The 24379-nt window shown below is 43.0% G+C and carries 22 protein-coding genes and 1 pseudogene; 9 read left to right on the top strand and 14 right to left on the bottom strand.

Annotated elements, in window-relative coordinates; genetic code table 11:
• Nucleotides 1-34 precede the first annotated feature (34 nt).
• Nucleotides 35-757: pseudogene (locus AC5JM2_RS14490) on the top strand (Tn3 family transposase); the annotation flags it as partial.
• Nucleotides 758-941: 184 nt separating this feature from the next.
• Here the strand turns inward: AC5JM2_RS14490 and upp are convergent.
• From upp to AC5JM2_RS14455, 7 genes are all read right to left on the bottom strand, one after another.
• Nucleotides 942-1628: a uracil phosphoribosyltransferase gene (gene upp, locus AC5JM2_RS14485; RefSeq protein ID WP_495835576.1), complete on the bottom strand. Its 687-nt coding sequence runs from the start codon at nucleotides 1626-1628 to the stop codon at nucleotides 942-944.
• Between the two features lie 260 nt (nucleotides 1629-1888).
• Nucleotides 1889-3091, bottom strand: a complete 1203-nt coding sequence (locus AC5JM2_RS14480) for a questin oxidase family protein (RefSeq protein WP_495835575.1) — start codon at nucleotides 3089-3091, stop codon at nucleotides 1889-1891.
• The gene (locus AC5JM2_RS14475) at nucleotides 3084-3536 is read right to left on the bottom strand and encodes a DMT family transporter (RefSeq protein ID WP_495835574.1); all 453 of its coding nucleotides are present in this window, start codon (nucleotides 3534-3536) and stop codon (nucleotides 3084-3086) included. The genes AC5JM2_RS14480 and AC5JM2_RS14475 overlap by 8 nt, the downstream gene beginning before the upstream one ends.
• The gene (locus tag AC5JM2_RS14470) at nucleotides 3533-4012 is read right to left on the bottom strand and encodes a DMT family transporter (RefSeq protein ID WP_495835573.1); all 480 of its coding nucleotides are present in this window, start codon (nucleotides 4010-4012) and stop codon (nucleotides 3533-3535) included. The genes AC5JM2_RS14475 and AC5JM2_RS14470 overlap by 4 nt, the downstream gene beginning before the upstream one ends.
• On the bottom strand, nucleotides 4009-4701 hold the full coding sequence (locus AC5JM2_RS14465) for an HAD family hydrolase (protein ID WP_495835572.1): 693 nt from the start codon (nucleotides 4699-4701) through the stop codon (nucleotides 4009-4011). Before AC5JM2_RS14465 ends, AC5JM2_RS14470 begins: the two co-directional genes overlap by 4 nt.
• A 7-nt stretch (nucleotides 4702-4708) precedes the next feature.
• Nucleotides 4709-5671, bottom strand: a complete 963-nt coding sequence (locus tag AC5JM2_RS14460; protein WP_495835571.1) for a pseudouridine-5'-phosphate glycosidase — start codon at nucleotides 5669-5671, stop codon at nucleotides 4709-4711.
• 20 nt (nucleotides 5672-5691) lie between these two features.
• Entirely contained in the window at nucleotides 5692-9831 is a 4140-nt protein-coding gene (locus tag AC5JM2_RS14455; protein WP_495835570.1) for an amino acid adenylation domain-containing protein, read from the bottom strand.
• Nucleotides 9832-11257: 1426 nt separating this feature from the next.
• Here AC5JM2_RS14455 and AC5JM2_RS14450 point away from each other — a divergent pair.
• Both AC5JM2_RS14450 and AC5JM2_RS14445 read left to right on the top strand, forming a co-directional pair.
• On the top strand, nucleotides 11258-11443 hold the full coding sequence (locus tag AC5JM2_RS14450) for a hypothetical protein (protein WP_495835569.1): 186 nt from the start codon (nucleotides 11258-11260) through the stop codon (nucleotides 11441-11443).
• Nucleotides 11440-13824, top strand: a complete 2385-nt coding sequence (locus tag AC5JM2_RS14445) for a DUF3987 domain-containing protein (protein WP_495835568.1) — start codon at nucleotides 11440-11442, stop codon at nucleotides 13822-13824. Before AC5JM2_RS14450 ends, AC5JM2_RS14445 begins: the two co-directional genes overlap by 4 nt.
• Here the strand turns inward: AC5JM2_RS14445 and AC5JM2_RS14440 are convergent.
• The 3 genes from AC5JM2_RS14440 to xisF all read right to left on the bottom strand — a co-directional run bounded on the left by AC5JM2_RS14440 (nucleotide 13810) and on the right by xisF (nucleotide 15915).
• On the bottom strand, nucleotides 13810-13956 hold the full coding sequence (locus AC5JM2_RS14440) for a hypothetical protein (protein ID WP_495835567.1): 147 nt from the start codon (nucleotides 13954-13956) through the stop codon (nucleotides 13810-13812). The genes AC5JM2_RS14445 and AC5JM2_RS14440 overlap by 15 nt on opposite strands.
• A 91-nt stretch (nucleotides 13957-14047) precedes the next feature.
• Nucleotides 14048-14374, bottom strand: a complete 327-nt coding sequence (locus AC5JM2_RS14435; protein WP_495835566.1) for a transposase — start codon at nucleotides 14372-14374, stop codon at nucleotides 14048-14050.
• A 17-nt stretch (nucleotides 14375-14391) separates the two neighbouring features.
• Nucleotides 14392-15915 (bottom strand): fdxN element excision recombinase XisF, encoded by a 1524-nt coding sequence (xisF, locus tag AC5JM2_RS14430; protein WP_495835565.1) that lies wholly within the window; start codon nucleotides 15913-15915, stop codon nucleotides 14392-14394.
• Nucleotides 15916-15971: 56 nt separating this feature from the next.
• On the opposite strand from xisF, the gene AC5JM2_RS14425 reads away from it, so the two are divergent.
• Nucleotides 15972-16685, top strand: a complete 714-nt coding sequence (locus tag AC5JM2_RS14425) for a tyrosine-type recombinase/integrase (RefSeq protein ID WP_495835564.1) — start codon at nucleotides 15972-15974, stop codon at nucleotides 16683-16685.
• A gap of 85 nt (nucleotides 16686-16770) precedes the next feature.
• On the opposite strand, the gene AC5JM2_RS14420 is transcribed toward AC5JM2_RS14425, so the two are convergent.
• The 4 genes from AC5JM2_RS14420 to AC5JM2_RS14405 form a co-directional block, all read right to left on the bottom strand.
• Nucleotides 16771-17754: a hypothetical protein gene (locus tag AC5JM2_RS14420; protein WP_495835563.1), complete on the bottom strand. Its 984-nt coding sequence runs from the start codon at nucleotides 17752-17754 to the stop codon at nucleotides 16771-16773.
• 7 nt (nucleotides 17755-17761) lie between these two features.
• Nucleotides 17762-18172 (bottom strand): hypothetical protein, encoded by a 411-nt coding sequence (locus tag AC5JM2_RS14415; protein ID WP_495835562.1) that lies wholly within the window; start codon nucleotides 18170-18172, stop codon nucleotides 17762-17764.
• Between the two features lie 92 nt (nucleotides 18173-18264).
• Nucleotides 18265-18711: a carboxysome distribution maintenance protein McdB gene (locus AC5JM2_RS14410; RefSeq protein WP_495835561.1), complete on the bottom strand. Its 447-nt coding sequence runs from the start codon at nucleotides 18709-18711 to the stop codon at nucleotides 18265-18267.
• Between the two features lie 182 nt (nucleotides 18712-18893).
• Nucleotides 18894-19352: a double zinc ribbon domain-containing protein gene (locus AC5JM2_RS14405; protein ID WP_495835560.1), complete on the bottom strand. Its 459-nt coding sequence runs from the start codon at nucleotides 19350-19352 to the stop codon at nucleotides 18894-18896.
• 77 nt (nucleotides 19353-19429) lie between these two features.
• On the opposite strand from AC5JM2_RS14405, the gene AC5JM2_RS14400 reads away from it, so the two are divergent.
• From AC5JM2_RS14400 to AC5JM2_RS14380, 5 genes are all read left to right on the top strand, one after another.
• Nucleotides 19430-20338: a tyrosine-type recombinase/integrase gene (locus AC5JM2_RS14400; RefSeq protein WP_495835559.1), complete on the top strand. Its 909-nt coding sequence runs from the start codon at nucleotides 19430-19432 to the stop codon at nucleotides 20336-20338.
• A 174-nt stretch (nucleotides 20339-20512) separates the two neighbouring features.
• Nucleotides 20513-21721, top strand: coding sequence for a DUF4158 domain-containing protein (locus AC5JM2_RS14395; RefSeq protein ID WP_495835558.1), 1209 nt, complete (start codon nucleotides 20513-20515; stop codon nucleotides 21719-21721).
• Nucleotides 21675-23486 (top strand): Tn3 family transposase, encoded by a 1812-nt coding sequence (locus AC5JM2_RS14390; protein WP_495835557.1) that lies wholly within the window; start codon nucleotides 21675-21677, stop codon nucleotides 23484-23486. Before AC5JM2_RS14395 ends, AC5JM2_RS14390 begins: the two co-directional genes overlap by 47 nt.
• Nucleotides 23487-23743: 257 nt before the next feature.
• The gene (locus AC5JM2_RS14385; RefSeq protein ID WP_495835556.1) at nucleotides 23744-24025 is read left to right on the top strand and encodes a hypothetical protein; all 282 of its coding nucleotides are present in this window, start codon (nucleotides 23744-23746) and stop codon (nucleotides 24023-24025) included.
• Nucleotides 24026-24060: 35 nt separating this feature from the next.
• Entirely contained in the window at nucleotides 24061-24219 is a 159-nt protein-coding gene (locus AC5JM2_RS14380) for a hypothetical protein (RefSeq protein ID WP_495835555.1), read from the top strand.
• Nucleotides 24220-24379 lie beyond the last annotated feature (160 nt).

Below are 24379 nucleotides of genomic sequence, written 5' to 3'. Positions count from 1 at the left end.
AAAAACCTGGCTTCTTTGTTTTTATTGATTAATTTATTCTTTGGAAGTCCCTTATACCGAGCATGTGTTTGCTATGTGCCATCTGCTGGGATTCAGATTTGCTCCCCGAATGCGAGATTTACCTGATAAAAAACTGTATACTTTTGAACCTACTCCTTCTGATTCGATTTTGGCACCTCTGTTAGGTGACAAGATTAATGTGAAATTGATTCAGGAGTCTTGGGATGATATTCTACGCCTTGCCAGTTCAATTCGGACGGGAACAGTGACAGCTTCTTTGATGTTGAGGAAATTAGCTTCTTATCCTCGACAGAATCATTTAGCTGTGGCTTTGCGGGAGTTGGGGAGGATTGAACGGACTTTGTTTACTCTGGAATGGTTGCAGAGTCCAGAACTGCGGCGGCGGGCAACGGCAGGGCTAAACAAAGGTGAGGCGAAGCATACTTTGAAAAGAGCCGTGTTTTTTAATCGGCTGGGGGAGGTGCGCGATCGCTCTTATGAAGACCAGTTTTATCGGGCCAGTGGGTTGAATTTGGTAATTGCTGCTATCGTTCTGTGGAATACGGTGTACTTAGAAAAAGCCGTTGATTATTTGAAACAACAGGGGATGGGTATTCCCGAAGAATATCTGCAACATTTGTCGCCGTTGGGGTGGGAACATATCAATCTCACTGGCGATTATGTGTGGAATTTGAAACAGGCAACCAGTTTTGACAAGTTGCGACCTTTGCGGGTGAAGGAAAATAAATATCGCTGAAACGCTTGTTAGATAAAGGTTTCACCCTTAGCGTACAATTTTCCCGTTTTGGCACGGTGACGCCTATCTGGATCTGACTGTACTAATACCGTGTAATACTTGGAAAAGCTAGATGAAGTTGACGGTGTATTACATGGTTAGAGAAAAAATGAGCGAACGTACAGTATCACGGATGGGCATCCACCTAGCAGTTCAGGTCAGTGCCGAAGAACCTATCTCCGAAATCACCAATGCCGGGTAACATGTAAGCATTTTCGTTCAGACGCTCATCAATAGCGGACGTCACGATATTCACTTCTTGAAAACGCTGGCAAACAGCTGTGATCCCCTCTGGTACGGTGATAAAGTTTATGAAAATAATGTTCTTTTCGCGAACGCCTTTGTCTAACAATATCTCAATAGCGGCCAATGCACTGCCGCCAGTGGCCAACATCGGGTCGAGCAGTAGAACGTGGCGTTTGTCAATATCATCCGGGAGGTTCATATAGTATATATGCGGAAGCTTGGTAAGCTTATCTCTCTGAATCAATATCTTGCCAATGCGAATGGATTTGCATATCGCGCGCAATTCTGTTTCCATGCTTTCACCCGCACGAATGATCGACACTCCGCACAGCTGTGACGCAAAACGCAAACCGTCGTATTTTTTGCCAACAGGTGTTTCGACTTGATATTTCTCAAAAGGAAGAAGGTTCATGCTTGTTTCGATAAGCAAGCGCATAATCCTACTTGAGTAAAATACGAAATCCTCCCGGCGTGCATGGCGATTACGGATAATCGTATGCATAGCGCGGAGCTGGTTCGTTTGAGGGAGCAAGTGTACATTCTTGCCAAGGAATTTCTCGATCGAAAGAGGCGGCGTGTGCAACATGACTGTTACTCCTGTTGTTAAGTTTTACTGGGGTCGAGCCGAGATATGTGTAATTTAGTGTCACTTACCTTAGCAGACATAATTTTTTTGGGGTTTTGAGGAGCATTAGCAGACATAAAAGCCCAGTTTTCAGTCAATTTATATCCGCTAATGTCAATCAGCAGACATTAGCAATGCAAAATTCTCTAGGTCTCAAATGTAGACAGGACAACGGTTTTTAGCGAATTATCACTATTTTACAAACATCTTGGCTCAATCCCTTACTCGCTTGGCGGCAGATCAAATGAAGGAGGTAGCTCTGGTGTCAAAGTAAGTTGACCGGCTGCAAAGCGATAAATCGAAACACAACCAGTTCTTTTCCAAACCTGTTGGAGCACGTACACCAATTTCGGATTATGTTCTTCTTCCTCTTCGATTGCGCGAGCAATTAGTATTTTCCAATCTTGATGCCACGAGGTATGACCACCCTCATCCACCGCGTCCCGGAATGTCTTATGCAACGCCGCGAGTTTTGATCTCTTCGGAAAATCTGCTCCGGAAAAGACAATGCATAACATGCCGATCCAGAAGTGCTTGACGACTTTTTTTTGCTCGTTCTCAGGCAAATATTTAGAAATCTGTTCCATCGCATACAGAGAAGTGATCAAATGGAGCAGAATGAAGTCACCTGGTTTAGCCAGATACAACAGAGTCATAGCATAATAGAGCTGCAACCAACTCCTGGAGACGTCTTGCCCATCGATCCAAGTCGGGGTTTTGTAGATTAATGGGTGTCCTTCTTTAAGCAACCTGGCAATCCGATACTGTAGTCCTGACCTCATAAGTTCAGTATGTATACCTGTAGCATTCTTGAACTCGGTATCATCTAACAGAGTTTCGACCCACTGTTTAAGAGCATCACGGTCGTCTTCCCACACACCCGCGATACGGAGCAGGGAATTGATCGCCTGCTCATCTTCAGCACTGTTGTTTTCAGTCGAATCTGCTCTTTCTGGGCAGCAAGAGACATATGCAAAAGACATGTATGCGAGACCTTCGATAGTCATCCAGCGGTGATTGGCGTCCAGCGCCCATCCCAAGTGAATCGTGGCATGAGTGAAGGCACCGGCCCAGCCTGGTAGAAGCAAGGGTAAGTATCGCTTCAAGACTTCGTTAAGACCCAGCTTTTTCTCTTGCTGGTCGAAAAACTCGCAATAGGCTGAGAAGCTGGTGCGCTGACCCAGAAAGCTAGCCCAGTTTGCCTCCGTTACAATGTGACTGGATGCCTTTGGTGGCTCCAGACCATAACCATATGGTGTCATCTTGGCGTAGTTGTTGTAGTATGCGTTTATCTTTTCCGAGGAGGCACCGAGACCCGCTAGAGCGATAACCGCATGCTTGACGTGATTAGTAAGATGACCATTGAACTCAATGTGGTAGGATCTGTCGTTCAACAGCTCATCGATTAACGTGGAATTAGCCATTTTTCTTCTCCTTCCTGTGAGAAAATTTTGACATTCTTGTCAGGTAAATACCAAAGAGCACAGCAACAACTCCCAAACAACGCAGCACATCAGGTGCTGAATTGTGGTTTAGCCAGTCTATCAAGACAGCACTAATCATTTGACCGCTAATCACTAAGAGTGTAGAGTTCATCGCGCCCAACCTTGGAAACACATAGCTATTGACGGCGACAAACAACGCCCCGAAGAAACCGCCGAAATATGCGGAGATTGGCAGTGTTGAATTTGCATCAAAATGCCATTCCCCTATAACTACAACGATCACGGTGAGAAACAGGAAACCTATGACGTGGTTCCAGAGGGACGCCCTAAAAGGACCGATCCCGTTGCTGAGCTGCCCATTTGTAGCGCGGCTCGTACCAATAACTACGCCATTGAGAAGCGCTAAAAATATATAGAAGCTCATCGGCTGCCCCCACCAAAAATAATCATTGCGCTTCCTGTGAGAACAAAGAAAATTGCGAGTAGATCATTTCCAATAAGTCGTCGTTTGGGAGTGCAAAGCAATCCGAAATGATCTGATACCATGCCAAAGATGATTTGCCCTACCAGCATCAAAGCGATACTTCCGGACAGCGACAAACTTCCATTTACAGTGATTGCCGCCAGCACCACCGTGAAAGCACCGGGAATACCACCCAAGTAGAACCAGAGCGGTAACTTCACTTGATGATACTCCATCTCTATACCTGAGCCACGACGAAACACTTGGAACGAGAGCACTACAAGTACGAGTGCCACAGCGCCACCTAGACCGTGCGCTACCCAAGAGGCAAAAATCGGTGTGGTGTATTTCGCCAAGAGGCTGTTATAATGAATCATCAATGTAAGGAGCGTTCCTCCTATGAACGCTAGAAGCGAATTCTTAAAGCGATCGATCATGATTTCGGCCTCCTGTCTGTTCTTTGGTTTGCCACTGTGATAGTTGCTACTACGTCGTCAAATGTGTCGACTATCCATGTCGGATAAGAAGACTTTAGTTTCTCGAGATTGTGCACGCCATAGGTGACCGCAAGCGAGTTTATGCCAGCAGCCTTAGCCATCAACATATCATGGGTGGTATCTCCAACCATCACCGTTTGTTCAGCCTGAACGCCTAGCTTTTCCATGATTAAATATCCCGATTCAGGATTAGGCTTGGGTTGCGCTACCTGATCCGCACCGACCACTATGCTGAAATAGCCGTGAAGACCTGCCGCTTGCAGTAGAGCCTCAGCGCTAGCCTGGAACTTGCTCGTCGCTACAGCCAGCAAGAACCCCTGATCGAGGAACGCTGTTAAGCCGTCTTTGACGCCGGGGAAGATCAACTCTTCTGCTTTAGGTAAAATTAGTTCTTTAAATAGAACTAGGTACTGCTGTACGCCTTGAGAAACTAGGTTGTTATTTAGCGGCACGCCGATGAGTTTGCTAAAGGCTTGCTCAAGCGGCAGTCCAATCGTCGCCCGAATATCCTTAGCTTCACAGACCGGCGCACCAATGGACACAAAAGTCGCCGCAAATGTTTCAACGATCGCTCGGGGCGTATCAATTAGTGTTCCGTCCAAGTCAAAAATTACTGAGTTTTTCATCATTGTCTCTTCAAGTCCGATGATTGCAAGTGGAGTTTTCTTTACGGAGCAGCGCATATGCCGCTGCTAGACGACCCGCCACTTTTGCCGTATTAATCAGAACCGCCATGTTCGCCTTGGAGGACCTGCCTTTGGTCGCTTCGTCCACGGCACGCATCAAATACTTGGTGAGCACGTTACCCCTGACATCGTCCTTTTCAGCGTTGATCACTGCTTTCTCTATCACAGCGTCTATTTCTAGTCTGTCGATTGCGTCTTCTTCTTTAGTTGGACTGGTAATCAGCACAGAGCTATTGTTGCCCAGCGACCAGTGAAATTTGATCGCACGAGCAATCTGCCTTTCTTCATCTAGCCTGTGCGGGCTGCGGATACCACTGGATCGGCAGTAGAACGCGGGAAAATCATCGGATTTGTAAGAGATCAACGGTACGCAATGCGTCTCCAGAAATTCCATCGTCAAACCTAGATCGAGAATATTTTTCGCCCCCGCGCAAACGACCGCTACCTTTGAACGAGTGAATTGAATTAGATCAGAGGAGATGTCCATACTCTTTTCCGCACCTCTATGAACTCCCCCGATACCAGCTGAGGCAAAGAACGGGATATTTGCGAGTTCTGCCGCCACCAATGAAGAAGCAACAGTTGTAGCCCCCATACCACCTTTCGCTAAAATAATCGGCAGATCCCGACTGTTGACTTTAGGAATATCTGGTGTTGAAGCGAATCGCTTGATGCAAGCATCGTTCATTCCCACCAAAATGCGACCGTTTTCGACACCTATCGTCGCAGGAACTGACCCTCCTATCCTTACCGCTTCCTCGACCTTCTTGGCAGTAACAACGTTATCTGGATAATCTAGTCCATGAGTGATGACATTTGACTCTAGCGCTACTACAGGCTTGCCGACGCCTAGTGCGTCAGACACTTCTTCGCTAAATACTAGAGATACTTTACCAAATTGATTGTAGTTCATCTTTGTTCCTTGCTTACTGCCTATGGTAAGTAGTTCGGTTCTTTGCACAGCAGAGTCTTCCGATGTTCAATCTCTGGCAAATAGACTTGTTCTTTCCAATTTTTTTGCTCAATCGGCTCAAGGGCTATCGAGATAGCACCCTCATTACACTCGAAAGCGTTCTGCACCGCCTTCGTCAGCGCAATAATCAAACTGGTCTTCTTCTCATCGCTGAGGAAAACAGGGAAATGCTTAATATTGATGTGCGGCATAACTGATTCCTTATTTGTTGCTAAATTGAATGGATCGTTGCCTTTTTCAGACTTACTTTCGTCACCAAGCTGGCAGTTAAGCACTTTCACCAATTCGCTGATACCTGTACTCTCCAACATGTTGTAGTGATCGACTCTGAGGTTTATGACAGTCGGAGCCTTTTTAGAGTACCCACTACGACTCTTAATGAACGAGTAATCATCTCCATTGGCCTTAAAAATAGTTATAGGCGCAAAGATCTGCCTCTGGGTCAGTTCGCGGAATGTATACTTGGCTTCATATGTCTGGTGTACTATTTTAATTATTCGTTTCACCAGATCCAAATCGAGGTTCTTATACCTTGAGCAAATGAATGACGCGAAGCTGTCTTCATCCTTTGCGACTTTCAAACACTCCTCCAGTGCAGGTCCAGTGATAGTGCGTGCAAAAACCGAGAAAAGAATTGTCACATAGGCTTTATTGCCGAAGTCGGGTTGATTACCATGAAGAACTTCCTTCTCATTTCTAACCTTTGGTGATCCTGGAGCGATTAAAAAGAGATTTTCCACTTGCTCACCAGACAGCTCAAGCTGATAAGCAACTTCAAAGGCTACCCGTGCCCCGAAGGAATATCCCCAGAGCGTATAGGGACCGACTGGTTGAATACGTTTGATTTCCTTAATGTCTTCTGCAGCCATTTCACGAATGGAGGCAAACGGTTTCTCGCCTTGATTGATTCCATACGCCTGGACACCGTAAAAGGGTCGATTGATATTTACTTTTTGTGCCAACAACCTCAAGTTCATTGGGTAGCCGCCGAGTCCAGGCCAGCAATAGACGGGATTCTTGACGCCTGTGGATGATAGACGTACTAGACGTGAGGATGATTCAACTTCATCATTTTCAACCTTAAGAGCGAGCTTCTCGATGGTTGGAGCTTCAAAAATAGCGTGCAAAGGCAAGGTACAATGAAACTCTTTGTTGATCTTATTAATAATTGACACTGCAATCAGTGAGTTTCCACCGGATTCAAAGAAATCGTCTTGCACTGAGACAGAATGCCACTTCATAGCCTTCTTCCAAATCTCGCCTATTCGCTGTTCGGTATTTGTACGAGGTTGGATGATGGGTCGTTCAGCCATTTCGATATTCACTTTGTCCGACGCTTCCAAGGCTTTAACGTCGATTTTACCATTGACAGTACGCGGTAACTCGTCCATTATTACGATCCTGTTAGGCATCATGTAATCAGGCAAAAAGTTGCGTAGATCCTCTTTGAGCAACTCTGCAGGACCCTTCATATGGACGGCGTCTTCCTTCATCCCCTCGCTGATTAACTGTTCATGACTGACGCGACCACCAAGACAGAAGTAAGAAGGGCCTGACTCTTCATGACAGGCGGTTAGTATGCTGGTTATTCGCTTTGCTGTAGGCAGATCGTTACCAGTCTCAGAGCTGTATCCCGAGGACAGTAAACCAATATTTTGATCGTTCATCTGTAGATGTTGAAGCTTTCTGCCGAGTTCGACATAATTCGCCCATTTACAGCTGCTTCTAGGAATTATTGTAATTCCAAAACTTGCCTGTTCGTAGGTTAGTTGATTAATGGCTATTACATGTCTCTTTAGAATGACATCGTCTGAGATTTTTTCCAGGCGACCGTCTTTGTATTTGTATTGGCCTACAGGTAGATCGGCGATCTTTCCTGGATGGCTTTGCACATAAATATCAACCGATTCTGCCGACAATGACCTGACCTGAGGCACCATCTCAAAAGTGCCTAGATAATAATATTCCTCGTTTGAAGGTACCAATTTATCCTTGATAGCGGGGATATAGTCAGTATCGGAGATGCTCAGCTGATATGCTGGAAGAATCGCGTCAAACAGACCTAGCATGTGGCCAGTTTCAATTTCAAGTACCTCTTGAATATTGTTTTTATAAACTAGCTCGATAGCTTTTTTCTTTCCAACGAAGTGTATTTTTATTCGTGTTTTTTCTGTCCCATCTATTTCATTGATTAGTACTAATTGATGGCGTCCTGGATGGTAATAGTAATAACCGGGCTTCAAACCAGCTATATTGACTAATTCGAGATACATTTGCGTTGCGTACAATGCACCTGGTGATGCATAACCATACTTGGGTAATAGACGCTCGTTGCTGTAAAATGGCCCGAAATATCTCAAGATCTGACCCAACTCCGAGAAGGTCAACCCATCTAACCCTCGAGAACCGACCGGACTGTAGGTCTGAGCGTCAGTAACTTGTTTATCCAGCAAGCGCATAATATCAGCTTTCTGGACGGTACCACCCTCGAATAAACGGTAAGATTTCCGAGCAAACGTTAATCGCCGTTGTTCCTTGGTCGGTGTTTTACCAGGAAGAGCGACCGCCATCTCACTACTGTTATATTCGATATCCCTATATCCGAGATTTGACAATTGAGCTTTAACTTGAAGCTTGTTTTTCTTTGACAGATGGTGCTTTGCGTGAATACCTTGATCCATCAAAGCAGCTTGTTTAGGACTCAATTCAATACACCCAATCAAATCGGGGTATCCGGTACGGGAATTTTTCTTAACTATAGCAGCTGCAATCTTAACCCAGTCATGCTTCTCAATTGCCAGCTTTACTTCGTCGAGCTCAATCCGAAACCCTCTAAGTTTCACCTGATTATCTACTCGACCAGCGAACTGAACAGTGCCATCTGCGTTCCAATAGGCTAAGTCGCCAGTCCGGTACAGTTTGGTGTCTCCAGAACTCGTCGAAAACCAGTTGTTGACAAACCTTTCCTCATTCAAATCTGGTCGATGAATGTATCCGCGCCCAAGCTGAACACCACCGATGTATAGCTCACCAATTTCTCCAACCGATGCTAGCAATTGACGGCTATTGAGAATGTAATACTGAGTGTTGTGAACAGGAGTGCCAATCGGTATTGCATCAGGGCAATCAGCCACCGTATTTTTATCAACCCTAAAGGAGGAAGCATTGATAGTACATTCGGTCGGGCCATAGAGATTAGTTAGCTCACATTTTGGTAACACTTCGATGCATTGTAGCGCAAGTTTTTTTGACAGAATTTCGCCGCCGCTGAATATCTGCGTGAGTGATTTGCAATTGTGGAATATGTCGGTGTCGAGAAGCGCTTGTAGTAGCGTTGGAACGCATTGCAGAGTTGTCACATCATGTCGGATAATAGTCTCAATTAATCTTTCAGGATCTTTGTAGTCTCCAAGGCGGCTTATAACAACTTTACTACCACAACAGGGCGCAAGAATCTCCCATTGTGCTGCGTCAAAACTCATGGGTGTTTTTTGCAGAACAACTTTGCTCTGATTTAACTTGCAAACAGCTCGCATCCAATTCATCTGGTTGATGATACTACGGTGTTCGATCATCACGCCCTTCGGCTTTCCCGTACTTCCAGAGGTATAAATCACATAAGCTAAGTTGTCCGAACGCGAGCGTTTGCAGAGTCCATCTTGTCCAGTTATGCCGAATGCTATGGCAAACTTCTCGGCCTCTTCGAGGGTAACAATTCGCGTACCCGGAGGCACCAGTTCCGCCAACCTAACGCGTAGCTTTTCCTGTGAAAAAACAATTTTGACGCCTGCATCCTCGACCATATATCTCAATCGTTCTTCGGGATATTCTGGTGATAGTGGTAAATAAGCGCTGCCTGAGAACAGAATGCCCCAAATCCCAATGACCAACTCAAGCGACGGCTCAAGGAAAATACCTACACATTCATCGATAGCTACACCAAGATGCAGAAGATACGAACCCAAACGCGAACTGATTTCGGCAAGCTCTTGGTAAGTTAAATATTCATTATCACAGACAACCGCTGCTCTGTTGGGCTGAGCCTGTACTTGCTCTTGAAACAAGTCAAAAAGAGACTTTGCAATCGAATTTTCTTTCATTGGTATAACAAATTGTTGTGTTTTATTTTGTATAGCAATGGACAGGAAACTTAGGACAACAATTAATTCACAATGTACGCGCTTTGAAGGCGTCTACCCCTGACTTGTCCTAACGGATTTGGCGACTGCTATAGCCCTCTTTTGTCACTCTCCGAAAACAAAAATCAAAAGCAATGTTTAAAACTCTGACTGGGGTTGGGTTTTTGACTTTATTTTCTAATATGATGGACAGAATAATTGCTTGAAACTAAAACTCTTGTGTAGCAAGGGTTCCATGTTTTCATCTGGGGAAAGTGACAGAAGAGGGATAGATCAAAAATCTGTTATAGCCATTCGATATAATATAATGGTTAAACAGATACTTTAGCAGCGAGCACGTCAGCTTTGCGATTCCACTCTACAAGCTGCGTGCTTGCCATCGAACACTCGTAACTTAAGGAAAGGGTCTAGCTAAAATTAGCTAAACTCCGTTTCAGGCATTCGTTAGCAACATTTGTCAATGTTGAAAACTATGACATGCATTAAGAAAGCATCTAATTGAAAGTATCTAGAACTTACGCATTGACAAAAAATTGCCTGTGTGGTAAGTGCCATAGTAGACAGAAATACCTCAATTTAGTAGGTTTTGAAACTAGAGACATAAGCCCTCTTTCTAGTTCTTATATAGCTGTCAGCGAAATCAACTTATGCACTTACAGCAGTTTTCAGGTAAATAGACCACAGTGATTGAACCAACCGAAAGTATCTAGAACTTACGCATTGACAAAAAATTGCCTGTGTGGTAAGTGCCATAGTAGACAGAAATACCTCAATTTAGTAGGTTTTGAAACTAGAGACATAAGCCCTCTTTCTAGTTCTTATATAGCTGTCAGCGAAATCAACTTATGCACTTACCCCTCTTCTGTCACTTTCAACAGTAGTAGTTACGATAGAGTTTTGGCTTCTTGGCGTTGAATTTAAGCTACTGACATTACTTTCCGTATGCCAAAAACTTCGTCTCGAAAGTAGTGTCAGCAAAAAAGTCCCAAAAATAGCTTTTTTTATTCCAAACAACCAAACATAGTACTTTTTCATCTAGAATGATACCAAATGAACCCGCCTATTGCGCGTGTTCACCCAAAAAAAAAGACTTGCGCACATTAAGTTTGCTAAGTCCCCCAGTTTTACCTGTTTTTATAAAACAACGAAATATACTACGGATCACTTTAAGAAGACTGGATTATCTCAATATCCAAGCCAACTCAACTGATCTCTAGTACCTACACTTTAGCAAGAATAATGCAACGTTGCATTATGAATGACCCAAAATGAATCAAGAAATGCATCATACTGACGCAAAAACTGCTAAAAGTGTACAAAAAATAACGGTGGACTAAGTAAATAATGAGCGCAAGTCTCGACACGTCAACGTTAGCGAGACAAAGCCATGAACAAAACGACGAAAGCGCCCTCACTCAAAATGCAAGGCGCTTCCACCGAAAAATATAAGACTTTTTCTGTATTATATTTTACTAAAAAAACCCAAGTGGTATTTCGACAATCATCAAAATACCTTCAACGCCAATTAAGCAACACCCTGGCGCAAGTTGAAGCGGTAGGAGGTGCGAAATGATTGCATATCCACAGAACAGACCTCCTCAAAACGTCCACGAAACGATCGCCAGCGACTTGGAGCAAACCGACAGCAGGGATAACGACAAGACTGATTTAGTCGCCAAGCTACCACAGCTGTTTTCAGCCCAGAATTTACGCCTCAACTTAGCTGATTTTCTTTGGGGCGACGGAGGTAACTTAGCTGAGTCCATGACAGATGTTGCCAAATCAATGCCGACAGCACCGGAATTTCTTTTTACATCATTTCTGCCTATTGCAGCATCTCGACTTGGTACTGCGGCAACTATCGTAATCAAGCCAGAAGGAAACTATAAGCAGCCATCGATCATCCGTACTTGCATAGTAGGTAAATCGGGTGATATGAAGTCGCCCGCCCAAGCAGCAGTAATAGAACCACTAGAAGAATTAGAAACCGAAGCCAGGGAGCGCTATAAACAAGAATTCGCGGATTATGAGCAAGAGTTACACCAGTGGGAGAAGAACGGCAAAAAAGGCAAAAAACCACAAGAGCCAGTGTGCAAAAGGTATATTCTGCAAAATGGTTCAATCGAGAGTAGGATTGCTATTCACACCGAAAATCCCAGAGGGTTACTTGTTTATCGTGATGAGTGGTCAGCGCACCTCACTGGCAGAAATAAGTATCGACAGGGTAAAGGAGATGACGCAGAAAATGAGTTAACCGAGTTTAATGGCGGACAGCTAATCAAAGACGTTGCAGAAGCTTCTAAACGTTTACACTTAGCCAAAACCGCCGTTTCTCGCACTGGAACAACTCAGTTTGAAACTCTCAAAAAACTCATGTCAGATCATGAAGACAGCACTGGGGAGTTTGGCAGATGGTTGTTTTGTGCCGCTCCTTGCCCCCCTGCATACCTGGATCTGAAGTCAACAGGCAAGTCCAATACTCTGGGTAAGTATCTAAAGCAATTGTATCGCGATCTTGAAATGATGCCTCAGCAAGAGTACCACCTTAGCGACAATGCCAAGGGCTACTATTCGGCTTATCACAACTCCTTGGTTGAACTGGGGTATTCAGAGCAGACCCCAGGCATTCAAATTGCTTTGCCTAAGATGAGGAGCTATTTCGCGCGTTTTACCCTAATCTTACATTGTGTCAACCAAGTTTTGACAGACAATGCAGCAGCACCAGCCACGTTAATCGATGATTTTACAGTAGTCGCAGCAAGCAAGCTTTGTAATTACTTTTTGGCTCAACTACGTCTGATCTACGCTCTTAACAGCCCACAAGAGGGGTTGTCCGGCAAAGTTTTACACCTCAAAAACTGGCTTGAAGGCAAAAAGGATGTTACGGCACGGCAAATTACGCGCGGACTTAGACAGTATCAAAAATTATCCAAAGGAGATTTAGAAAGAGATCTGCAGATACTTCTAGACTTTGGTTATATCACCCAAGAAGTTAAGGGGAAAACAATCATTTATTCAAGTGTCAACACAAGTGTCAACATTTTTAGCTCAAGTGTCAACACAAGTGTCAACAAAACAAAAAATGTAGAAACTGCTGAAAGTATTGCCCTTACAGAATTAATTCAAATAACAAAAAATGAAGTGTCAACATCTGTCAACAAAGTGTCAACAGACTCAAATGTAGATACAGAGAGTGTTTTAACTGGTTTTGACCCGAATGTGTCAACATTTTTTGTTTCTCCTCCTGAATTAAAAGATCAGCCAGGACAACTGTCAACAGATATTGACTGTGTTGACGAGGTCTTACACGTAAGAAATGGAGCCAGCCTTATTACTTCGAGTATTCGTGATGCCAACACAGATCAACAAACAAAGGCTGGCTCCATTTCTAGGGGACAAATGCGTGACAGCAAAAATTTCAAATCTACTAATGTTGACACTAAAAATGTTGACACTTCACCTCAAACGCTTACGCAGCATAGAACAGAGTCTGTTGACACTTCCTCATCGCCTACTGTTGACACTTCGCCTCAAACGCTTATGCAGCAAGGGACAGAAGGAAATAATACTTGTGTTGACAGTTTCCTGACAGATGTTGACACTTGCGAAAAACTTGTTGACACTTCGCCTCAAACGCTTATGCAGCAAGGGACAGAAGGAAATAATACTTGTGTTGACAGTTTCCTGACAGATGTTGACACTTGCGAAAAACTTGTTGACACTTCGCCTCAAACGCTTATGCAGCAAGGGACAGAAGGAAATAATACTTGTGTTGACAGTTTCCTGACAGATGTTGACACTTGCGAAAAACTTGTTGACACTTACGAAAAACTTGTTGACACTTGTGTCGGTAAGGAGCAGTCGCTACGAAGTAACGATCAAATCGAGAATTTGAGCATATCTACAGATAATGTACCGAAATCTCATTTCAAACCAGTTTTAGCGAAGCGGTGAGTGACAACCGAGAATAATCTTGAAGGAAGCGAGCAAACGTGAACGGTTGTCACTCAAAAATTGGTTAAATCGGTTAACGTCTTGTTGACGGATAAACCAGTTGATGACTGACATTCGTTCAGGTTGGTTCACATCCTCCAGGATTCATCGAGAATGTCAGTCACCGCTGCGCTTCAACTGGTAGAATCTTCTAGAACGGTGATTTGAGGTTTTTTCACTCAATTCAACTCAATTTACGTAAATCATCCACCTTCTGCTTGACAATTTCCAAAAACTCTTTAAACTGAGGGCAAGACTGACACTTTAATTGATTTCCTGGAATCAAGCAATCACATTCGAGCAGAGGTCTTTGTTTGAAATTGCGGTGGCAGTTTTTACAGAAATATCGTTGTACGCCACCACAATGGCCATTTTTCCCTATCATTGTGGAATTGCATTTTGGGCATTCCATTCCATAAGTTTGGGGTTTTACTTGCCATGACTGCAACGCTTGTTGCATAGCTACTTCACATCTGCGCTTGTTTAAGTCAAAACTTTCCTGAGTATTCATAGTTATAAGTTACAGATTTAAATTTTCAAAATGACTTCTTCAACATCTGCATTGCGGATAGTTATCCGATGCACAATCTGGTGATAAATTTTTACCTTGTCGTCGGGAGATAGAGTATGCCAGATAGCTAAGTTATTACCTGCACGAATAATTTCTTCGGGGCTTTTATTTTGGGTAGAGTCAAAGAGGAATGGGTTAATTTCCGATGCAATAAGCTGACGAGTCTTCTCTTTAAGGTTTTCCAAATCAGGATCAAACCCTGGAATTTTTTCTAGAGCCTCTAAGCGAGACTCCAACGACTTTAACTTCTCTGACTTTGACTGCGATTGGGCCAACTGTTTGTCGTCAGAGCTAGCTAGAATTTGGGAGCGTTGCACTAAAGTCTTGATCAGAGCAGACTCAATATTTGATTTGCGGGTAGATTTCGGATTTCCACATCCCATTCCTGCATATCTACAAGCAAAGTAGTAATACTTTCCTCCCTTATGAGTAGCACTTTTAGTAATGCACTTTGATCCACACTCAGCGCAAAAAACTAGACCTGTCTGATAAGCATATTCTCGGTAACAAACAGGGTTATTGGGGTCTTGATTAAAGCTAAAATGTCCAGTTTTCGAGTTAAATTTGAGAATTTGTTGAATCTCTGCTGCTTCGGCATCGGTGATGAGCCTATGCTCTGGATGAGTATCATGGATTATTTCCCAGTTTTCAGGCTTATTTCTCTTTCTTTTTCGTTTGCTAATAGTAATGCGTTGGAGATAAGCGGTATGCCCACACAACACAGGATTGGTTAACCAGTGATTGAAGCCTGTAGGGGTCCAATGAAATATGCCATCCCGGCTATTTCTATTGTCACTTCTTTTGATGATTCCATATGTATTGAATATAGCTTTTAAACCTCGACTAACTCCTCGATGCTTAAAAAATATGTCAAGACAACTTTTGGCTACCTCTGAGATAGTCTGACCAGGAAGTTTTGTCAAATCTGATTCATTATACAAGTCTAGATAATTGTCTGGTCTCGCTGAGAGCAGACAAAGAAATGGACGAGTATCTAGTTGATATTTCTCATTAACTATTTGGTAACCCCAGGGATAGGATTCATTAGCTGCTTGTTTCTTCCTACGATGTTCTTTACCATGTCTGACTCGCTCTGATATAAGGTCAGTTTCCCATTCAGCAAGAGAACCCAAGACATTTACCATCAACTTGCCTTGAGATGTATTCAAATCAATTTGCTGATCCAAAATTCTGAGATTCGCCCCAGAATTTCGATAAATATCTATACATTCTCGCAGTTTGGGTAACGACCTAGCTTTTCTATCTATTCGCGTGATGATAACTTCATGTACTTTTCCTTCACTGACTAAGTTCATCAGTTTTTTAAGTGCAGGTCTATCATCATTACTGCCAGATTGAATATCTTGAAATATTTCAGTAGCTCCGGCTGCTTTTAGTCTTGCTATTTGTTGCTCTAAGGCTTGAGAGTCTACGGCTTGCTCACGAGAAGATACTCTTGCATAGCCTACAGTTCTTTTCATTTTTCAGTGAAAACCTCAATAGTTACATCAATTTCTCTAATAATTTTATCAATTGTTTGTGCATATCCACTCCCCGGATGCTTTGTGCTTTGCGGCGTGTGTTACGGGAAGCTTTTCGTTTGGGTTTGATGAGTGCGGATGATTATGCTCATGCAGCGGATGTGTCCAATGTGCGGGGTGATTCACCTTTAAGAGGACGGTTGTTGAAAATAAGTGAAATTGCGGCGCTGTTGAAGGATTGCAAGAATGACCAAGATATGATAGGAGTACGAGATGCAGCACTCATTGCTGTTTTAAGCGGTTCTGGGTTACGTCGTTCCGAGGCGGTGGCTTTAGACAGAGGGGACTATAACTCTGAAGATGGTTCAATGCTTGTTCGCAAGGGCAAAGGGGGAAAGTCGCGGACAGTGTATTTACCAGGGGGTGCAGTATCTGCACTTGATGCTTGGCTGAAAGTAAGAGGTGATTTGAGGGGTGCTTTGATTTGTCCTGTGAGGCGGGGAGGTCATGTTGAAATTAAGCGGATGACTGATCAGGCGGTGATGGTGATTCTCCAAAAGCGTGCTTTGAGTGCAGGTGTGGCTGCTTTTTCTCCTCACGATTTTAGGCGCACGTTTATCAGTAATCTGTTAGAAGCTGGTGTGGATGTTTTGACTGTGAGTCGTCTTGCTGGTCATGCGGACCCAGCGACTACCCAAAAATACGACCTGCGTCCTGAAGTCGCTAAGCGCCAAGCTGTCCAGTTGTTGCACGTTCCTTATGATGGCTGAACGATGAACCCGCCACTGCGCAGATCAAGAGCTGGGGAGAAGGGGAGCAGGGGGAGAAAAAAGGCTTATCACCAAGCGTATTGATCTATCTGTCATCAACGGAACTATTAGTAACTACTATCTGATTTTCTGAAGGATGCTTGTAATGAGGTTGGTTAATGGTCGGACATAAATAATCAAAGGAATTATCTGTATGTTCCAGTCGCATATTGCGAGGTGCATCTAAAGCAATCACAGCATCTCCAATTTTTTCACAACGTTTGCAATCACAGGCAGATGCTCCAACAGCTAATATTTCTTTGAGGTTATTGGCAATATTGATAAATCCTCTCGTGTTTGAATTTTTCGGTAGTTGGGAGGCTTGTTCGACTAGTCGCGAAATTTCGTCACGATATTGTACTAAAAGAAACTGGTCAATTTGACATTGGCTGCGGCAAGTTTTTACATCACCGGGGGAATGACTGGAGAAATGAGCCAAGCCCTCTTGGGTTGATCTGGAAGCTCCACGATTAATCGTGGGGTTATTAGGGCTTGGCTCATTTCTTTGTCCCAATGCGTCACCAAATTCATCAGCAAACTGCTTTAATCCATCAGCAGGATTTTTTAAATCAACGTTAAGCGATACAAGAGCACGGGCGCAGGCAGTTGAATCAATATTGGTATTGTTAAACTTTCTTCTTAAAATCAGTTCAAAGCGTTTGATATAAATTGCTAAGATAGAAAGAGCTTTTTCTTTATCTTGGGGACTGCTAAAATTGAGTTGGTGTGTGCTAAAAAGTTGGGGAATCAGCTGTAAAATTGCTTTGAGTTCGCTAGTCTTAAATCTATTGCTCCACAGAGCTATGGCATCTCCAATATTGTTTATAGTTTCTAGGCGCAGCACAAAGTAGAAAGAAATAAGATTAATCAGATAACTTCGCTTTATCTCCATCTGAACATAGTTAGAGATATAAAGCTGTTGGTTAGCAAACTGCGATTCAAAGTATTGTTTGTAGGTTTGCGTACTAAGTAGTAGAGACCGTGCAACTGAGGTGTCTAAAAAGTGTTCTTGTCCAGATTTATCCTCCATGCGCGTGTTATTCCTCGTCTGAATCTCCATCCTGGCTATCGTCAAGTTTGACCCCAAATGGTAAGGTATCAAAGCCTAAGTCTTCTAAAGTTAAAATAGAGTCCTCGACTGACAAATTGGTGATTGTTTCTTGATTCACTAGGGATGCAAGTAAATCATAAGCTCCTTGGTACTGACTGGCATTATAATCAATCCAGCGGTTAGAATATGCAAGTGCATCATGCAGCGCCATTACCACTTCTGTATAGGGGTCATGAATGTATTTATCGCGCAACTTCCGCATAGTACGCAATAGGTTATCTGCATAGACAGCTGCTATTGGTTCTCCAGAGTAAGAGGAGAGTTTTTGTAAATCAACCAAGATAGCTTTGGTGATTTCTACTCTTGAATTTTCTAAGACAGTCTGCGAAATATTCATTGTTTTTCTTCTCTTGAAAGTTGAGTTTGTCTGGACTTATATTACGATTTGCGCCGCGAAAAAGTTGTTGTTACGGGCGCGAACGCGCGTTACTACTTTTTATTTTTGGTTAAGTTATTAAGTTTGGTGAGACTGGAGCGAATATTCCCCACTTCTTTACGACTCTTGAGGCGCTTTTTGGCTTCCTTGATAACTTGTCGCATCACTGATTCTTTATCTTTACAAGTTACGTAAAATGCTTCGATTAATGTTTCTATTGTTACCTTTTCTCGGTTGCATAGCTCGTCAATTTCCTGCTTGATGGGAGCTTCTAATCTCACGGGAACTCTAGAAGCGATTTCAGGGAAACTTGCGAGTAGTTCTTCTAAGCGTTTGAGTTCTGAACCTGAAATTGGTTGCTGCCCGGATTCAGTTGTTGCTACATCTATATGTTCATCCTCTTTTGGTGTGGAAGTAACAGGTGTTTGTTGCAATACATCCTGGCGTGGGGGGACGGTTGGTTGGTTAGCGCGGCTGCGAATTTCGTCTAAAAGGCTCATGGGTAATTCTTGGTACTGTAAATTAAACGGTTTCGGTTGGGATTAATTTAGCGTAGTGTTCAGACAATGTTGGTCCTACCTTTTGAGCTAATACCTGGATTGGATATTCCAAGGAAGGTATTGAGCCGAGATACGTGTAATTTTCGGCAAGATGGTCTGAAAAGCCTTGCTATGTCTAAGGTTCAGAGATTTTGACTAGCAGCTTTATAAGGCTTGCCGCACATTGGACAAAATTTATACTTTAGTGACACGACTAACTCACCACAGTGAGCGCAATTTGTCCGTAACTGCATACCGCATAGATAACAAAACTTAGCTTTAACTGGACTCCAGAGAGGGTCAGCCACTGCCCCAGGAGTCCAGCACTGTGGACAAAACTTAACTGAATTAACAGGCTTAACAGACTCACCCCTTTCAACCGCTTCCAGATATTCCTGGGGAATGCCTAACCCACCAGCAAGGCCACGCAGCGTTTTGCGATTAAGTCTGGTGGTTAACCCGCGTTCAATTTTCCCAATAGACCGAGAGTGAATTCCTGCCGCCTGCGCCAAATCAAACTGAGTCATCCCATCAGATGTTCTGATGCGCTTGATATAGTCAGCTAGGGATTCTTGGAGTCGAGGCAGTTTAAAAGTATCCATAAAAGGATGTCTTGGCTCATGCCTAAAAGATATATGATTGAGTTATAAAAAACCTTGAGATAATCACACAAATTGAAGTGAAACAGACAGTAACATTAGCCACTGTCGTAGTTGAATTTTTAGAACGTCCTGGGCTGGCATTAAGTACCAAGGAGACATATTCTCAGACCTTAGGATTGTTACTCACTGAGTATGGAAGCTGGCCAATTGAAATTCTCAGTCGTCAAACATTAGTCGAGTATTTAAATACCCTCACGCATTTAAAATACACAACTCACAACAAGCATCAAGCGATACTACAAAGCCTATTTAACTTTGCCGTAGAACAAGGATATATAAAATCCAACCCCATTCGGGGAATTAAACAGCGTCCACCTTCACGAGAAAAAGGTGAACATCGCACAGATGAAATTATACGGTTTTTAACTCCATCACAGTTAGAAATCCTATATAAAGCCGTAGCCAATGACTGCCGGATGAACGCAATTGTGCATTTATTACATCACACAGGATGTAGAATAGGTGAGCTTTTGGCACTAAATCTAGAATCGGTAGACCTCTTTAATTGGAAATTTCAAGTATTGGGAAAAGGAAATAAACAAAGGTGGTGTTTCTACAACGAAGCGACTGCGATAGCACTAAATAAATATATAAAGTGTGACCGACATAAACAATCACCCGCTTTATTTACAGCACAGCATCCAGTGACGATGAAAGTCAGTAAAATGAGCTACCGAACACTGCATGATTACTGGCGAGAAATCACCAATAAACACTCCCAACTTCAGGGGGTTCGTATTCATGATTTACGACATACATTTGCCACAGAGCGCGTAGGCATAATTAGTATTGAACAACTGCGTGCATTGATGGGTCATGAAAGCATCCAAACAACCTTGCGCTATCAAAAAGTTACATCACAAAAAGCTGAAGAAGCTGCACGTCTTGCTTTCAATCTATTGACTAACGTTGATAAATCAAACTGACCTTGAAAGCAATCTTTAGGACAAAAATCCCAGCAGTATGAGAATGAAAAACCATATTTTAATTTTCATTATGTATGTTTACCACAAAGAATATAAAATACTGTGTGGTTGAACAGTGAGGGATGAGCCTGTTTGTGATTCACTCCTGAATATTATGTAGTTAATTTGACTTAAATGACCTTAGTTGACCGTACCGCTTATCCCAAATTTAAACAATACCCCGACCCCAAAGAATTAACAGAACTTTATACCCCAACACCAGCAGAAATTAAATTCGTTAAGTCCCGCACCAAGAGCCATGAAGGGTTTCTCTGTTTCATGGTGATGTTGAAATCTTTCCAACGACTTGGATATTTTCCCCATAGAGAGTGTGTACCAAATGCGGTGATTAAACATTTAAGGTCGTGTTTAAAATTACAAAGCTGGGTAAAAGCCATTCCCTCACAACGTCAAGGTTATACTTACCAACGGGCTATCCGTTCTTACCTGGGGGTTAAACAATACGATAAAACCGCCCAAAAGTTGATTGCTATTTTGGTTGCCCAGCAAGCAGAAGTAAAAGACCACCCGGCTGATTTAATCAATGTCGCAATAGAGGAGTTGGTCAAGGAAAGATACGAGTTACCTGCGTTTGGCACTCTTGACCGATTGATTGGTCATATCCGTGCTTTCGTAAATAATCGAATGTTTGGGCGGGTGAACAATGGTCTTTCAACGACCGAAATGGTTTACTTAGACCAACTGTTACTAGGAGACATTGATGAATTAATTGCTACACTCAATCTTCTAAAATCACCTCCCAAAAGTGCAACATTCAAGGGGATGAAACAGCTCCTAGCTAAGTTTGATGCTCTCATGAGTTTTGGTAATGCCAAACGTTTGTTATCCAGCATTGCTCTCACTAAAATTAGATATTTCGCCGCCCAAGCCAGAGCTTTGGATATTTCAGAGTTGCGAGATGTTAATCTCCCCAAACGCCGCACCTTACTTTTATGTCTACTGTATGAGGCACAGGTTAAAACCCGCGACCATTTAGTGGAAATGTTCCTCAAGCGTATCCTCAAAATTCAAAACAACGCCAAACAGCGATTACAGGAACTACGCGAAAAACATCTGACGCAGACATCAGAGCTATTGGGTACACTGGCAGAGGTTTTAACTGCATCCAAGGAAGCCCTTGACCCTCTGAGTTTGGGAACTAAAGTACAGTCAATCTTTGATGAACACGGTGGGCCAGATTTATTGCTACAGAAATATGAAGAGATTGCGGCGTACAACACGAATAATCATTTACCTTTGATGTGGCGGTTCTATTCGCCTCATCGCAAAGTTTTATTTGATTTGGTACGTACGGTCTTTAGACATTCTCTCTACTTCTGCTGATGAATCGGTAATTGATGCACTCTCATTTGTTCTTGACAACGAACATAAGCGTGGGAAACATTTGCCGTTGGAAATTGATTTGAGTTTTGTTGGTAAACAATGGCGGGCATTGGTGATACAAGAGGTGAATGGCACTCAAGTTTTAGTCCGTCAGCAGCTAGAAATTTGTATTTTTTCTTACTTGGCAGATGATTTCAAGGCAGGAGATGCCTGTGTTGTTGGTTCTCTTTCTTACGCTGATTTCCGTGAGCAACTTCTGTCAGAGTCCGAATGTGAACCTCTGATAGCTGAATATTGTCGTTTACTTGGATTTCCTAATAATGCAGAAGACTTTATAGAATACTTATGCTCTCAACTGACACAGATTGCAGAAGAAGTTGATGCAATTTCTGCGGTAGAAAAGCAAGTCACAATTAATCAGAATGGTGAACCTGTACTCAAAAAAATTACATCTGTGGCTCAACCACAAGAGGTGGAGGAGTTAGAAACTAAACTCCGTGGCTTGATGCCTGAGCGTAGTATTTTAGACATTCTCTGCAATGTTGAGCATTGGTTAAATTGGACAAAGCATTTTGGCCCGCTTTCGGGAAGTGAACCCAAATTAAAGCAGCCTGTGGAGCGTTATATTTTTACTACTTTCAGCTATGGTTGCAACTTGGGGCCAAACCAAATGGCACGACATTCACAAGGTGCAGTCACATCTCACATGATTTCTTATACCAACCGTCGCCATGTCAGTACGTCCAATATTGAAGCGGCGATTCGGGATATTATCAATGCTTACAACCGTTTTAGCCTGCCGTCAGTTTGGGGTACTGGGAAACGTGCCGCCGCCGATGGCAGTAAGTTTGAGATATATGAAAACAATCTCCACAGTGAGTACCACATTCGTTACGGTGGATATGGTGGTATTGCTTATCACCACGTTTCTGATAAGTATATTGCTTTGTTTACTCACTTCATTACTTGTGGTGTGTGGGAAGCGGTGTATATTTTGGATGGGTTATTGAAAAATCTCTCCGATATTCAACCAGATACGTTGCACGCAGATACCCAAGGGCAATCTGGGCCTGTGTTTGCCATCTCTTACCTGCTGGGTATCAAGTTGATGCCGCGCATTCGCAACTGGAAGGATCATACTTTTGTTCGCCCAAGTGTTGATGTCAGCTACAAGTATCTCGACCCTTTGTTTAAGGGTGTGGTCAATTGGAATCTGATTAAGACTCACTGGTATGACATGATGCGGGTGGTGCTGTCGATTAAGGCGGGAAAGGTGATGCCTTCTACTTTGTTGCGGAAGTTGGGCAGTTATAGTCGTAAGAACCGACTTTATCAAGCATTCCTGGAGTTGGGAAAGGTTGTACGGACGATGTTTCTACTGGAGTATATTTCTAATGTGAGAATGCGCTCTGAAATTAATGCCATCACGAATATTGTGGAGATGTACCACGCTTTCTTGGATTGGGTCTTTTTTGGTAAAGAAGGGGCGATTACAGAGAATGACCCAATTGAGCAGGAAAAGCGGTTGAAATACCTGGATTTGGTCGCTTCTGCTGTGATTTTGCAAAATACAGTCGATATGTCTTTGGCGATTCAGACTTTAGCTGCACAGGGAGAGGTGATTCACCAGCGTCATGTTGCTGCGTTGAGTCCCTACGTGAATCGACATATCAAGCGATACGGTGATTATGTAGTGAATTTACGTAATATTCCTCAACCTTTGGAAGTGGCGATTTCTTTACCCTCTGAAATCTTTGAAACCTAGATATAGCAGGACTTTCCAGACCATCTTGCCGAAAATTACACGTATCTCGGCTCAATACCGAGTGGAAAGACTTCCAAGCCAGAGCCGATGAGCAGGGGATAAGTGCGTCATTCTATACAAAACGATAGATAAGCGTCAGTTTTTCTCTAAATGATATACAAAAAGCTATACGTGTATAGCGGGGAATAACTTACCTTTATATACACTTCACTATACAAATGCTAGAATTAAAATCTAGTATAGATAGGTGTATAGCAATGAGCAGTAAGCTTGCTACTTTCCGGATTTCGGATCAAGAGTGGAAAGATTTCCAAAAAAGAGCAGATGAGCAGGGGATAAGTGCGTCAGCTCTGTTGGTGGCATTTGTAAAATGGATAAACTCTGGTAATACTCTGCCAAAGTCTGAAGCCGAGCTAGTACCAGATATAGATTTCCGTATAGAAGAGCGAATTTTGCAAGCATTAAGTGAAGCTTTGCCAGAGGTTCTAGCACCACTTCAAGCCCAATTGGATGAACTGCGGGGAAAGTTGGTAGCTTAGGAGATCCACCTGACGGGCTGCAAGAGAATGATTCATTGTTAACAAAGCGCCAAAGCTTGTTCGCAGAGCGAGATCGCATTCTCGCCACTTTAAAAACCAAGTATAAAGTCGGCTCTCAATCCACAAAGCTAGTGACTGCGAAAGAAGCAATGGATCTGCTCATCCAAACTCTGGAAGAAAAAAGTATCATGTGATATCAAAACCCCACGACATCATTTAGACCTCCTGGGGTTTTGGTTAAAGTGACGGATGAGCGCGAAGTTTGTCGATGTTTGTCGATATTTAAAGTTGAGGCGGCTACAGTTTGATTGCAGCCGCCTCAACATCTAAGATTTATGAAACCTGGAAATTTAT

The sequence above is a fragment of the Brasilonema angustatum genome (assembly GCF_059505445.1).
Note: the sequence above shows the minus strand (reverse complement) of the source record. Positions and strands in the feature narration are given on the sequence as shown.